The organism is Flavobacterium sp. 270 (assembly GCF_004368785.1).
Classification (GTDB): domain Bacteria; phylum Bacteroidota; class Bacteroidia; order Flavobacteriales; family Flavobacteriaceae; genus Flavobacterium.
On record NZ_SODM01000001.1, the window covers coordinates 913,793 to 927,871 of the forward strand.

Here is a 14,079-nt window from a genome sequence, read left to right on the forward strand (position 1 = left end):
CCCTACCGTAAATACAAGGCGCCAATTAAAGATAATTGACGCGTTATTACACCCGTTCCCGAAAATTTTACACAAAAAGTTTATATTATGTAAGTTAATTCCAGTTTAATATAAAGAAATGTAAATAATTTCGCTTATATTTACCTTTATCCAGAAACCTTAAAATCTGCTTTCGCCAATTGCATTATTAATTTTAGTAACCTGGCTAATATAATTTTTGACCCTGGCATTCCAATTGGATGCTGCATTATTATATGGGCTTAAACTTAAACATAATGAGCGATTCAGAAACAAATAAAACAGCAAATAACTTTCCTGTTGTAGGTATAGGCGCCTCTGCGGGCGGACTTGACGCTTATCAAAAGCTCCTCTCGAAGATACCGGCAGATTCCGGAATGGCGTATGTCATCGTGATGCATTTATCCTCAGACTTTCAGAGCAATCTCAGTTCAATACTGTCAAAATATACGGCCCTTCCAGTTCAGGAGATTGTAAATGAAATTCATCTTGTCCCTGATCACATTTATGTAATCCCGCAAAACAATAACCTAATTGCAGTGGATGGAGTTTTAAAACTGTATAAAAGAAACCGCAGCGATAAAGTAAATAAGGCTATTGATATCTTTTTTGAATCGCTTGCCCAGGTACATAAAAGTTTTGCCATTGGAGTTTTACTTTCGGGCACTGCTTTTGATGGGACTGCCGGTTTAAAAAAGATCAGGGAAGCAGGCGGCGCCACAATCGCGCAGGATCCCGGGACAACACGTTTTAAAAGCATGCCCCAAAGTGCCATTGAGGCTGATACGGTCGATTTTGTGCTTGCGCCTGAAGCCATCCCTTCCAAATTAATTGATATCCGAAACAGTTATATCACTAGTCATGCCTACAGCGAAGAAGAGCATTTGTCTAAGGATGAAGAGCAAATCCTGGTTCAGATCATCCATCTTATTTTTTTAAGAACAGGAAATGATTTTGGCCATTACACGCAGCCCACAATTAGAAGACGCATTGCCAGAAGGATGGTTATCCTACAGAAACAAACCCTAGGAGACTACTATAATGCACTTCGAAACAGCAAGGAAGAGCAGGACCTGCTATTTAATGATTTTCTGATTCCCGTTACCTACTTTTTCAGGGACGAGCATTTTTTTGAATCGCTGCCCCATCTGGTTTTTCCTGAGTTGATCCAAAACATCCAAAACAATACCCTGCGTATCTGGGTTGCCGGATGCTCTACAGGTGAGGAAGCCTATTCACTGGCTATATGTCTTGATGAATATTTATCTGAGAATAGCCTGAGTGAAATTCGCGTAAAGATCTTTGCATCGGACATTTCGGAGAAATCAATAGCAAAAGCCAGAGCCGCCATCTATTCTTCGCAGGATGTCCAGCAAATCTCCGAGGCCAGACTGGCGAATTATTTTGCTAAAAAAGACGGCCAATATCACGCTCAGAAAGTGATTCGTGATATGTGCATTTTTGCGGTACATAACTTTATAAAAGATCCTCCTTTTGCCAGGATTGATCTGGTCTCATGCCGCAATGTGCTGATTTATTTTGATCAGACGCTGCAAAATAAAGCCTTGGGCTCCATTCATTATTCCCTGAAAGAAAAGGGTTTTTTATTGATCGGTAAATCAGAAACCACAAGCAGCGCAGAAAATTTGTTTGAGAGCATCGCAAAACAGGAAAAGATCCATGTACGCAAATTCAGCCCCGTTCGTTATGTGCCTGAGGCTTTTAAACCGGCACAGGTAGCTGAGCAAGCCATCACGGAAATAGCTAAAGTTCCCCCTCAAACTGATTTTAACAAAATAACATCAGGAATTTTACTTTCAAACTATACCCCGTCAAGTGTCATCATAAATGAGCAGCTGGAGATTGTACATTTCCATGGGGACACAAGCCCGTTTTTGTCACCGCCGGCTGGAAGGTCCAATTTTAATATACTAAAAATGGCAAGCGCGGAAATCAGCTTTATGCTTCAAGGTGCCATTTCAAAAATAAAAAAAGACAAAAAACCTATCCGTAAAGAGAACCTCCTTGTTAGAGACCAGGATTATAGCGTGTCTTTTGAAATAGTAACAATTCCTAATGATGAGTGTTATCTTATGATTCTTTTTCAAAAGAATTTGATGTCCGAGACTCAGTATGGGCAAAAAACTATAAAAAATAATATTGATTATAACCGTATTATAGAGCTTGAAAAAGAGCTTGACCAAATGCGTGAAGATATCAAACGCATTACCCAGGAACAGCAGACGGCACTCGAGGAATTACAGACCACCAATGAGGAGCTGCTCAGCAGCGGTGAGGAACTTCAGGCCCTCAATGAAGAACTTGAGGCTTCATCCGAGGAGCTGCAGTCCAATAATGAGGAATTGATGTGTGTAAACGATGAGCTTATGGACCGTCAGGATCAGCTTGTATCAGCGCGCAATTATGCGCAGTCAATCGTGAATACTATGCGCGAGCCTCTTATTGTTATTGATAAAGATGGCATAATAAAAAGTGCCAATCCCGCATTTTACAAATACTTTCAAACTACAGAATCGCAAACCGAGGGACACTGCTTTTTTGAAATTGGAAACTGCCAGTGGGATATTGCTGAATTTAAGGACCTTATCCTGAAGATACCGGCAGAAAATAAAGCGGTAGTAGATTACAAAGTGGATGTTGTCTGTCCGGGTATTGGCAAAAAAACAATGATGGTCAACGCGAACCCTATTGTTGATTCCAAACCCAAGGGAATGATTCTCCTGGCACTTGAGGATATCACAGAACTAGCTGCTGCCAATGAGCAATTAAGGTCTAAGAACAAGGAACTGCAAAAGAACAACGAGCAGCTGCAGATTTTTTCTGCTGCTGCCAGCCATGATCTTCAGGAACCGCTTCGTAAAATTCAGATGTTTTCCAGAAAAATCTTAGACCGTGATAAAAGCCTGGCTGAATCCACTATACATAACCTGGAGCGTATCGTGTTTTCAGCTTCAAACATGAGCCAGTTAATTGCCGATCTTATCAATTATACCAGAGTTAATTTTACGGATAAGGAATTTAAAAAGACCGATCTAAATTTACTTTTAAAGAAAACCCTTAGTAATACCAAAGAAACAATTAAAGAGAAAAATGCTGTTGTCTCTGTTTCGTCCCTTCCGGCGCTAACGGTAATACCCCATCAAATCCAGCAGCTATTCACCAATTTACTGACCAACTCCATTAAATATAGTAAAGAGGGTGCTGTGCCGGAAATTAGAATAGAAACAGCAGAACCTTCAAGTGAGGAAATAGCCGAATTTGTAGATAACCCTGATATTACTTATGTCAAAATCTGCGTTAGTGATAATGGAATGGGTTTTAGCAAAGATTACGAGGACAGAATTTTTAATCCTTTTTACAGGCTGCACAATCACAATGAATATAGCGGCAGCGGTCTTGGACTCACCCTTGTGAAAAAAATTGTAGATAACCATCATGGTTTTATAAAGGCATCAAGCAGAATCAATAAAGGAACAAAGATGTTTATTTATCTTCCCTTACAAGATCTAAAAAATTAGGACATCACGAAATATGAAAGGTACTGAATAAAATTCCACCTCAGTTCAGTGAATAAATTCAATGTATGCCTAATCGGAAAGGTGCCAACTGACAACATTGGCGCCTTTTTTTAATCCTTATTACATTATAAGTTACCATATCGGGCAAATAAATACGGGTACCTTAACATATATTATATATACATCCCAACATTGAACTGAAGAATTTATTGAGATTCAAAGGCAATTCCTTCTCAATCCTAACAAATGTCTATTTATCTGTTCAATTCTAATATAGGTTGGAAAAAAATTACGCGTGTGTTTTTCAAGCAGCGGTATAATCGAGACTATTTTGCCTTTATCTACTATATATTTTGCTGCTTCAATATACACTTGGCTCTCATCATCCATTTCAATTATAAAAGTATGATCAAATGGATCAGTAATCTCAACTGTGCAAAAATTCTCAACACAGGAGAACATACAATGCAAATCGATACAGTATCCTTTACATTCAACCAATATTATATATTCTCCCATCGGATTAGTATTTAAACTTACATATGAACTAAATTTACAAATGTTTAAAGAAATAAAAAATACATTAAACAAAATTTGCAATAAATTTATATAATCAAAATTAGATTATTAATCTCCTAGTAAATCCCGTAACTTAATAGTAATGGAATCTCAAAGATTAATATCTTAATCAGAGCTAAACAATTGGGGCAGAAAAATCAATTCTCCAAGACAAAAGAGGGCTTCTCGGGAGTCCTAGGCCACGATAGCATGAAATCTCTTTGTGCCGAAACCCGGCACAAAGAGATTTCAATGCATAGAGGGAAAAACTTCTGAAAACTGTTTTATAATCTTTTTCAACAACAGTTCCGCACCACGTGCAGGCATTATGGCTCTCGTCTTTTGTTATAATAATATCTATATCTTTTACAGGAAGTATCGATAAACCAGGCTTTACCTCTTTATGTTTATAGATGCTGAGTGTACCACAGTCCTCGATATAAACTCTTAACCTGTCCTAAATTTCTTATCTCTTTTTCCCGTAAAAGCTCAAATAACTGCTGTCTCGAAATAAAATGCTTTTCTAACTGTCCGATGTCAATAACTGAATCTTTAATTAGGGTAGCAACCTGCCCTGCATTAACTTCTCCCAGCTTCTGCTTATAAAAAAGTTTCTGGTAAGACTCCGCTGCAATACCAAAATTGTCAGTAATACTATTACTCCAATCACAATTCCGTGAGTTGGCCCGTGCATTGGCATTGCAACAATGGCACCTAGTGTAATGAATACCGCCTTTTCCGTTATAGTTAATATCGAATTGGTACGTTTTCCTAATAGCCGAACGACAAATACCAATGCCATATATAAAATAATGCTTCTAATGGCTACCTCAACTATAATTTCTGGAGGTGCTTCTCCAAATAAAATTCGATACCAATCATCAATTTTAATATCATCCTTATTCATAATGGGCTGTTTGTGTTCCACTACTTTCTTCTTTTCCAACCCTTAAACCTCTATCACCTCCGGATAGATTATTGCCAACTGGTTGAAATTCAGGCACAAGACCCATCACATTTATATAATATTTTTCAATACCCTCATCTGACACTTTCACCGCATCACTTAAAACCTCAACCTCTAAACCTATATGTTGCAACCAGCTTGCATTCTGTATGCAGAAGGATTTCTCATACCAATGAAAAGACCATTCACCCAAGATTAACAAATTTTCAACGGCATGATAGCCTTTAGTTTTTTCATTAAAACCACCAATCTTACTAATGTGCTTAGTAATTTCCTTTTTCTCTTCCTTGGTTATCAACATTCGAACTTTAAAAACCAAAGTTGCTTTCTAAGCTCCAGAGCATCATCACGATTAGTAGAAATAAAATCTAACTCATCATTTTTAAATAAGAATCAAATTAATTTGTACTCACGGCTTGCCGGATGGAAGCTACACACTTTAAATAGGTGTTGTTCTACTGCAATTTTTTCATTTGTGTTCACCTTCATTAATTTTAGAATAACAAAACTAACACAGATAGCAACAGCGTAACCCAGATTTAATGTTCCAATTTGAAACAAAATAAAAAAAAAATCAATAAAAAAGTCAATCTAACCAGATTGGCCTTTTTAAAATTAACACACTTTATTTTACTTTGCTAATTTTCTAATTCTCCAATTCTAGCCCTAGGGCAGATAGCAATGAAAATCCCTATGTGCCCGGGCTTGGCACAAAAGATTGGAACATTAGCGGGAAAAAGCTCCAAAAAGACAGCATTAAACACAATTGAAGATACTATTCACTCAAATTAGATTCCGGTAACAATTCTTAAATACTCGATTAATTCAAGCCCTGCAGCATTCTGCCCACCTGCATAACATCCAAGTCTCTTTCTGTAGCATCCGAATGATCTGGATTTGTTTTCTTTGAATTTTTCATTTCTTATCTTTTAAATGTTTGTGTATGAAGTGCATTTTTATAATGTCCAAACAAATTTAAAGCAACTAAAAATCAACTACTTACACAATTAACTCTGAGATTTATAACATTTTAGGTTTATTTCTTTTGCTCCATTATTTATCTGGAATAAAACACATTAAAAGACTGATAATTATACAATTACAAACTTTAATTCTATAAAAAAAAACACAAAATTGATACTAAATTTGATTTGATTAAAAGCTCTAAACTGACAAAGAAATTGTTCAATTAAATTTTAATATCATGGAAAATATCCTTAATCCTCAAACCCGCGGAAATCCCGGTTATTTAGCCGAAAAAAAAAATCTCGCCAATATCTGTCAATAAAATATTATACTGTACTGCAGGTTCTTTATTATTAGGAACTACTCTAAAGATTGCAGGAAAACGTTCTGTAGGTTCCTGGATCGCAAAATGGGCATTACCGCTACTTGCAGTTGGCTGCTATAAAAATTCTCTCCTTCTTCGTCTGATTTGCAAACAGAATAACAAAAGGAATAATAATCCTGACAAGACTGAAACGAGAAAACAATTTGGATCAATGTACTTCCTGAATCTTAAGAAAAAGGTGCAGGAAGTATATTTTCTATCCTTTATTAATTTAAATCTAAAAATATCAAATGATGGACTTTTACACTTTTATACAGCTTTTAATAGTTTCGATTATCGCAACGGCGGCAATGACATCGTTTAGTTGTTTTATGTCAAAACAGTTTCAGGAGCTTTACAAAGAGCCTGTTTTACTTTCGTTTGTACTTTCCAAATTAAAGATGGAATTGTCTGTCAAATCAGAAAAAATATTGGGCTGGCTCCTTCATTTTTTGATTGGTTTTTTGTTTGTGTTGGCCTATTATGTCCTTTGGGTAAAGGATATTTTGCCAATCTCAACTCTTAGTGCCCTATTATTGGGTGCTATCAGCGGAATAATTGGCATTATTTGCTGGATGTTTATTTTTAAAATGAGTAATCATCAGCCTCACATTGATTTTAAAGGCTATTATTTGCAGCTCTTTTTTGCTCATATAATTTTTGCCATTATAGCAACTGCTTTTTACTCGCTTTCATTAACTTTTTAATACTTACAAAAGCATGTCACTATCTAAATACAATCAGAAAAGAGATTTTAAAAAAACTCAGGAGCCAAAAGGTAAAATTGGAAAATCTGCACATGAATTGATTTTTGTGGTGCAAAAACACGCTGCATCTCATTTGCATTATGATTTTAGACTTGAAATGGATGGCGTACTCAAAAGTTGGGCAATCCCAAAAGGTCCGTCAACGGATCCTGCTGTTAAACGTCTTGCTGTAATGGTCGAAGATCATCCGTATAGTTATAAAGATTTTGAAGGTACAATTCCGGAAGGAAATTATGGTGCAGGAAATGTGATTGTATGGGATAATGGAACATATCAACCTGAAGATTTCTCTGAAAATCCTGAAAAAGCATTGATGGTCGATCTTAAAAAAGGACATTTGAGTTTTATTCTGAAAGGCAAAAAACTTAAAGGAGCTTTTTCATTGGTAAAATTACACGGCAAACAAGAAAATGCCTGGCTGTTAATTAAAAAAAACGATGAATATGTATCACATACTGATATCCTGACTCAAGACAAATCTGTACTATCACAAAGACCATTAGAGGATTTAGAAAAAAAATCAGAAAAAATAGTTCCCCAAGAAAAGGCAAAAACACCTTTTAATAAAAAGACTAAACGTTCCTTAAGTAAGGCTTCATTTATAAAACCAATGTTAGCAAATACAAAAACGGAAGCATTTGATGATTCGGAATGGGTTTTTGAAAAAAAATATGACGGTTATCGTGCCATCGCAGTAATAAATCCAAATAAAGTGGAACTATTTAGTAGGAATGAAATTTCCTTTGATATTCAATTTAAACCAATTGCCGATGAGTTAAAGAAAATTGATCATATTGCGGTTTTAGATGGCGAAATTGTGGTAGAAGATGAAAAGGGAAAAGCTAACTTTCAATTGCTTCAAAACTACCTCAAAACAGGTTTGGGAAAATTAAAATATTATGTTTTTGATCTTTTGAATTTAGATGGAAACGAGATTACTGAATTGTCTTTGCTCGAAAGAAAAGAATTACTCAAAATACTGTTTAATAAATATGCTTTTACAAATGTCTTTTATTCGGAACATACTTTTGAAAAAGGAATAAAACAATTTGAAATAGCCGAAAAAAATAAGGAAGAAGGAATCATTGCTAAAAAAACAAACAGTACTTATTTACCGAATAAAAGAAGCAGCGACTGGTTAAAAATTAAAACGTCTGATCAGGAAGAAGCGATCATTATTGGAATCACGAAACCTAAGAATTCACGCCAATATTTTGGAGCATTACTACTTGCCCAATATTACGGAAAAAGACTTCAATATATTGGAAAATGCGGAACTGGTTTTTCTGAATCAACGCTGAAAGAACTTTATACAAAACTTGAACCTTTATTTATTAGTGAATCTCCGCTCAGCGAAAAAATTAATTTGAGAGATGAAATTCAATGGGTAAAACCTAAACTGGTTTGTCAAGTAAAATTCTCTGAATGGACTCAGGATAAAAACCTTAGACATCCGGTTTATCTCGGTCTTAGAATTGATAAAAAAGCATCTGAAGTTTTTGTACCGTCTGATGTTAACAATAATACTCCCTTAAAAGAAGAAAAAATGAAAACTAAATCCCAGGATAAAACAGAAAATGATTATGACTTGAAAGTTGGGAAAACCGTACTTCATCTAACCAATCAAAACAAAATATATTTCCCAAAAGACGGAATTACAAAAGGTGATATTGTACAATATTATAATGAAGTTGCTCCTTTGATTTTGCCTTATCTTAAAAATCGTCCGGAATCCATGAATCGTTTTCCTAACGGAATTGATGCTCCTGGTTTTTATCAGAAAGATGTGGATATCGAAAAAATTCCGTCCTGGCTAAAAACTAAAAAAATATTCTCTGACTCGACTGATGCAAATGTAAACTATCTAATATGCAATGACAAAGAGACTTTGTTGTATATGGCAAATCTTGGTTGTATCGAAATTAATCCGTGGAATTCTACTGTACAACATATTGAAAATCCAGATTGGCTGGTAATTGATATTGATCCTGATAAAGATGATTTTAAAGAAGTTGTAAAAACGGCATTGGTTGTAAAAGAAGTTATGGAAGAATTGGAAACTCATTGTCTGTGCAAAACTTCGGGCGCTTCAGGATTACATGTTTATATTCCGCTTGGAGCAAAATACGATTACGATTCCATAAAAATTCTTGCTGAATTACTGGCGAAAGAAATCCAATTGCGTTTACCTGAAGCTACATCACTCGAACGCAGCATTAAAAAGAGAAATCACAAAATTTATATTGATTATCTGCAAAATCGCAGAGGACAAACTTTAGCCGCACCGTATTCTGTTCGCCCGAAGCCAGGGGCAACGGTTTCAACACCTTTGGAATGGAATGAGGTGAATGATAAGTTACATCCGTCGCAATTTACCATTAAAAATGTATTGTCCAGATTTGAAAAAAAGGGAGATTTGTGGGCACCGGTTTTATCAAAAGGTGCCAACATTAAGCACATTCTTAAAAAATTGGAAGAAAAACAAAAGGACTAAGACGAGTTTTTTCTTTCTAAACTCGCCTTAAGCATACTCATTAAATCATCACTTTGTTTGTGAACAACTTTTAATTCAGTTGGTTTCTGAACTTTTCCTTTGGCTTTCTTTTTAATTATATCCAAAAGTTTCGCTGTATATTCATCTTTAAAAGTGCTGATATCAAATTTCTCCGTTAGTTGTTCAATTAACTTATTGGCCATATCCAGTTCTTTTGTTTTTACTTTTGAAGCTGGAGGAAGTTTTAAATCTGTCGTATTTCTAATTTCTTTTTCGAATCTTATTCGGTTTAGAACAATGACATTTTTATAAGGTTTTAAAATAGCCAGGCTTTCTTTGTTGCGTAAAACAAAACGTGTTACACCAACTTTTCCCGAAGCTGCAAGCGAATCACGAAGCAATGCATAAGCATTCATAGCGCCTTTGTCAGGCTCCAGATAATAGGGCTGTTCATAATAAATACTTTCGATTTCTTTTTCGAAAGCAAAACTTTCAATATCTATCGTTTTGGTTTTTACAGCATCTGCCGCTTCAAAATCTGAATCTTCCAGAATTACATATTTATCATCGAGTTTATACCCTTTTACAATATTAGCAAAAGTGACTTCTTTGCCTGTATTTTCATTGACACGTTTAAACTTAATATTGGCATGATCTTTTTCATCAAGCATATCCATATCCAGACTGCTTTCCTGAACTGCCGAAAATAACTTAATTGGAATATTAATTAAACCAAAACTAATAGCTCCCGTCCATATTGCTCTCAAAGTTTGATGAATTAAAATTATTCTAAATTTAATACATCAGCGCTAATGGAGCCTTACATAATCTTTAAAAAATATTATATTTTTTCTTTGGACATTGCACATTTAAAAGAAGAAAACATTTACTTAAATATGTTTGTTACAAAAATTGATATAATTCTTTTTAGCTTTAATCATTAACAACTTTGAATATTAAAAAATCATCACGTTAATTTTAAAAAACTGGTCTACTAAAATAACTTACATAAAATGTTTAAAGACTGACATTTAAGCTTTCGTGGCAGAATCGTGGCACATGTAATATTGGAATGGATACCTTTTTTGCGACAATAAGCTAAGACGGTTTTGAAAAAGAGATTAACAATTTCTGACTCTACATTTTCGTGCGATCCCCAACAGGACATCCAAAGTAAATTCTTTAAGCAAATGAAAGTCAGGCACTACCAATAGTAAGCCAAATCCTCAATAAAATTTATAGAAATTCGTCCTGTTCCTGTCACAACAAGCCAAATGGCGCCAATTGAAGACAATGAGCGCCATTTTTTATTCAAAAAATTACTAATTAAAATATTTGGTAATTTTTTGTTTTCGCTTCCTTTTTTCAAATCACACCAGAAAAAAAATACCCGCAAACAATGCATTAAACCGCCTCAATATTTACAAAAATATAGGATATCCCATTGTCATTCTCGGTCCAATATGATTATGGATTTTAATTTTTATAAATAAAGTTCTTAAAATTTAATCTCCTGCTGAATCTTCGCATCGTAAAACGGTAAAATCTGAAAGATGCAATATATTAATCAGAGGTTAAACAATTGAGGCGAATATCAGTTCTCAGAACAAACAGGGTGCTGCAGCAGCCCTAGCCCCGATTGCTTCGCCAGTTCGCTTCGCTCGTGTGCCGTGAAAATCCTTTTGTGCCGGTGTTCGGCACAAAAGATTGCAAAGAATAGCGGGAAAAGCTCCTGAAAACCACTACTAAATATTCCACTCAATAACTACTTGAAAATAGAGATACTGTCCTCGAGTTGCTCCCGGGCAATAAAAGCCGTAATAAACTCTCGCACTTCAATGCCCGTTCCGCTCTCAATGTCAAATGAATTGATATGAAATTCTTCGTCCTGATCCAAAATATGTATGATCTGGGTGTAGCCCTTTGAAATCAAACTGCCCTTTAATTTAATAATATTGGACTGCTGTCTGCCGTCGAGCTGCTTTCGAACCTTTAGCTTCATCCCTTTTTCCATTGCCGGTAATTTAAAATAATATGTTTTTGGTATTTCATATCAAATGTAAAAAATATAAAATAATATTTAGTTCAGATACGCGAATTTAACTTGGAAAATTGATAATCAGAATCAAATAGCACTCAAATGAAAATTTAATAAGAATTGTGCATTTTTATATAAAAATAACTGAAGCTATAGTTTTAATTTTAAGCCTACTAACTTCTAAACTAAAAGTTATGCATCACGTATTACCATCACTGAACTGAAGAATTTCAGAGATGTACTTTTGATAACCTGAAAAATGCGCAAAAACAAACATATTCCCTCCATCTTTTGAGTCTTAAAAATTGGGGAATCTCCGCCTTATTTAAATCTAAATATATGAATGTCGAAAACACACAGGAACTTTATTTATTAGTGATGAATGCACCAGTCGGCATTTGCGTTTTAGATGCCCAAACACTGGTGGCCGAAATTGTAAACGACAGCTTTATAGAAGTGGCAGGAAAACCGCGCGAGGCAATTCTGGGTAAATTTTACTGGGATACTTTTGCCGAGGTAAGCCCATACTACCAAAGCGTTCTTGAAACTGTAATTTCTAAGGGCAAGCCCTACTCCATAAATGAAGCTGAACTTTCCCTGATCAGACACGGGAAGGCAGAAACTGTTTACGTAACTTTTGTTTATGCGCCTTTAAAAGATAACACCGGTGAGGTAAAAAAAGTGGCTGTATGGGTTATGGACAATACCCTGCAGGTGCTTCAAAGGCATAAGGTTGAAGAAAGTGAAAAATTTGCGCGTACTGTTTTTTACAATTCCCCTGTGGCAAAATTGGTTTACACCGGACCTGAAATGGTCCTTGTCCAGGCCAACGAGAAAATGCTTGAAATTTTCGGTAAGGGAGATTCCATTATTGGAAAGCCCATCATGGAAGCAGTGCCCGAGATGCAGCAGACGCATTTATTTGCTGCCTACCAGCACGTACTTACAACCGGGGAAATCCATTCCCAGAAAGCCGCCCGGATCATGTTTGTCAAGAACGGTTCGCCTTATTACGGTTATTATGATTACACTTACAAACCACTGCACGATCCAAAAGGCAGGATTCATGGTGTCATCTGCACGGCTATTGACGTAACGCAACAGGTAAAAGCCAACAACAGTCTTGAAGAAGCCGAGCAAAACATGAGAGGTGCAGTTGAACTGGCGCAGCTCGGCACATGGACCATTGATGTGGCCACCAATGGGCTGACCTATTCAGACCGCCTCATTGAATGGTTTGGCTATGATCCTTCTGCTCAAAACTATAGTGAAGTTATACCAATTCTTCTGGAAGAAGATCGCCAGCGTGTTGCAGATGCGGTAGCATGGGGACTCAATCCTGAGTCCGGGGGATTGTATGACGAGATCTATACGGTAATACATCCCATAACGGGAAAGAAAAGAATATTGCATGCCCAGGGCAAAACTGTTTTTGATCCCGAGGGCAAGCCTGTACGCATGAACGGGACTGCCCAGGATATTACCATCCAGATCGAGCTGCAGACCCAGCTGGAAAACCAGGTGCAGCAGCGTACCGAAGAGACAGCCGCGGTTATAGAGGAGCTAAGGGCTACAAATGAAGAATTGGAACAAACCAATGTGCAACTCATACATTCCAATGAGGAACTCGAAGAGTTTGCCTACATAGCCTCGCATGACCTGCAGGAACCGCTTCGCAAAATCAGCACCTTTGTGCAGCTGCTCGAGGGCAAAATTAGAGAGCATCTGGACGAAAAATCAGCAGGCTACGTCGATAAAATAAAAGACGCTACAAGCCGTATGAGCAAACTTATCCGGGATGTGCTCGCCTACTCTGCCGTGCCAAAAGATGACAGGGCTTTGGTTGCTGTAAACCTTGAGCATACTGCCAAAAATGCGCTGGAAGATTATGACCTGGTCATGGAGCGCACAGGGGCCAAAGTTACCTGGAACACCCTTCCGGTAATCCAGGGCATACCCCTGCAGATGTCCCAGCTGTTTTTCAATCTGATTGGAAATGCGTTAAAATTCAGACGCCCTGATGTGCCGCCCAGAATTAATATTCATTGCAGTATTGCCTCCCCTGAAGAGATCCGCTCGGCACATCTAAAAGAAGCAATGTCCTATTATAAAATCCAGTTTACCGATAACGGTATAGGGATGAAGCCTGAAGATACGCAGAAAATTTTTAGCATATTTAAAAGACTTCACGGGAAAAATGAATTTGCTGGTACGGGAATAGGACTGGCAATGTGCAAAAAAATTGTCCAGAACCATAATGGGGAAATCGATGCCAGTGAGAGCAGTGAAAACGGAGCGGTATTTAAGGTATATCTTCCAGCGAAAAATTAATATTTTCTAATTGGTGGCAGATTCATAATCAAGGCAG

9 protein-coding genes are annotated in these 14,079 nt (G+C 36.5%); 4 read left to right on the top strand and 5 right to left on the bottom strand.

From position 1 onward, the window contains the following. The first annotated feature begins 275 nt into the window (after positions 1 to 275). Positions 276 to 3,557 carry a CheR family methyltransferase gene (locus EV144_RS03890; RefSeq protein ID WP_166670533.1) on the top strand — a complete coding sequence of 1,094 codons (3,282 nt, stop codon included), beginning with the start codon at positions 276 to 278 and terminating at the stop codon, positions 3,555 to 3,557. A gap of 216 nt (positions 3,558 to 3,773) precedes the next feature. Here EV144_RS03890 and EV144_RS03895 read toward each other — a convergent pair whose 3' ends face one another. The 3 genes from EV144_RS03895 to EV144_RS03905 form a co-directional block, all read right to left on the bottom strand. Further along, positions 3,774 to 4,076 carry a hypothetical protein gene (locus EV144_RS03895; protein ID WP_133525763.1) on the bottom strand — a complete coding sequence of 101 codons (303 nt, stop codon included), beginning with the start codon at positions 4,074 to 4,076 and terminating at the stop codon, positions 3,774 to 3,776. Positions 4,077 to 4,671: 595 nt separating this feature from the next. Next, positions 4,672 to 5,022, bottom strand: a complete 351-nt coding sequence (locus EV144_RS03900; protein ID WP_133525762.1) for a hypothetical protein — start codon at positions 5,020 to 5,022, stop codon at positions 4,672 to 4,674. Then, on the bottom strand, positions 5,015 to 5,383 hold the full coding sequence (locus EV144_RS03905; RefSeq protein WP_133525761.1) for a hypothetical protein: 369 nt from the start codon (positions 5,381 to 5,383) through the stop codon (positions 5,015 to 5,017). The genes EV144_RS03900 and EV144_RS03905 overlap by 8 nt, the downstream gene beginning before the upstream one ends. A gap of 1,280 nt (positions 5,384 to 6,663) precedes the next feature. Between EV144_RS03905 and EV144_RS03910 the strand changes: the two genes are divergently transcribed. Both EV144_RS03910 and ligD read left to right on the top strand, forming a co-directional pair. Then, a complete protein-coding gene (locus EV144_RS03910; protein WP_243854610.1) occupies positions 6,664 to 7,119 on the top strand; it encodes a hypothetical protein in 456 nt (151 codons plus the stop codon). Between the two features lie 13 nt (positions 7,120 to 7,132). Next, positions 7,133 to 9,673, top strand: a complete 2,541-nt coding sequence (gene ligD, locus EV144_RS03915) for a DNA ligase D (protein WP_134146375.1) — start codon at positions 7,133 to 7,135, stop codon at positions 9,671 to 9,673. Here the strand turns inward: ligD and EV144_RS03920 are convergent. Then, entirely contained in the window at positions 9,670 to 10,440 is a 771-nt protein-coding gene (locus tag EV144_RS03920) for a Ku protein (protein WP_134146377.1), read from the bottom strand. The two genes, ligD and EV144_RS03920, sit on opposite strands and share 4 nt — an antisense overlap. A gap of 998 nt (positions 10,441 to 11,438) precedes the next feature. Further along, the gene (locus EV144_RS03925) at positions 11,439 to 11,687 is read right to left on the bottom strand and encodes a hypothetical protein (protein ID WP_133525758.1); all 249 of its coding nucleotides are present in this window, start codon (positions 11,685 to 11,687) and stop codon (positions 11,439 to 11,441) included. A gap of 363 nt (positions 11,688 to 12,050) precedes the next feature. Between EV144_RS03925 and EV144_RS03930 the strand changes: the two genes are divergently transcribed. Next, positions 12,051 to 14,042 carry a PAS domain-containing sensor histidine kinase gene (locus tag EV144_RS03930; RefSeq protein ID WP_134146379.1) on the top strand — a complete coding sequence of 664 codons (1,992 nt, stop codon included), beginning with the start codon at positions 12,051 to 12,053 and terminating at the stop codon, positions 14,040 to 14,042. Positions 14,043 to 14,079: the final 37 nt, after the last annotated feature.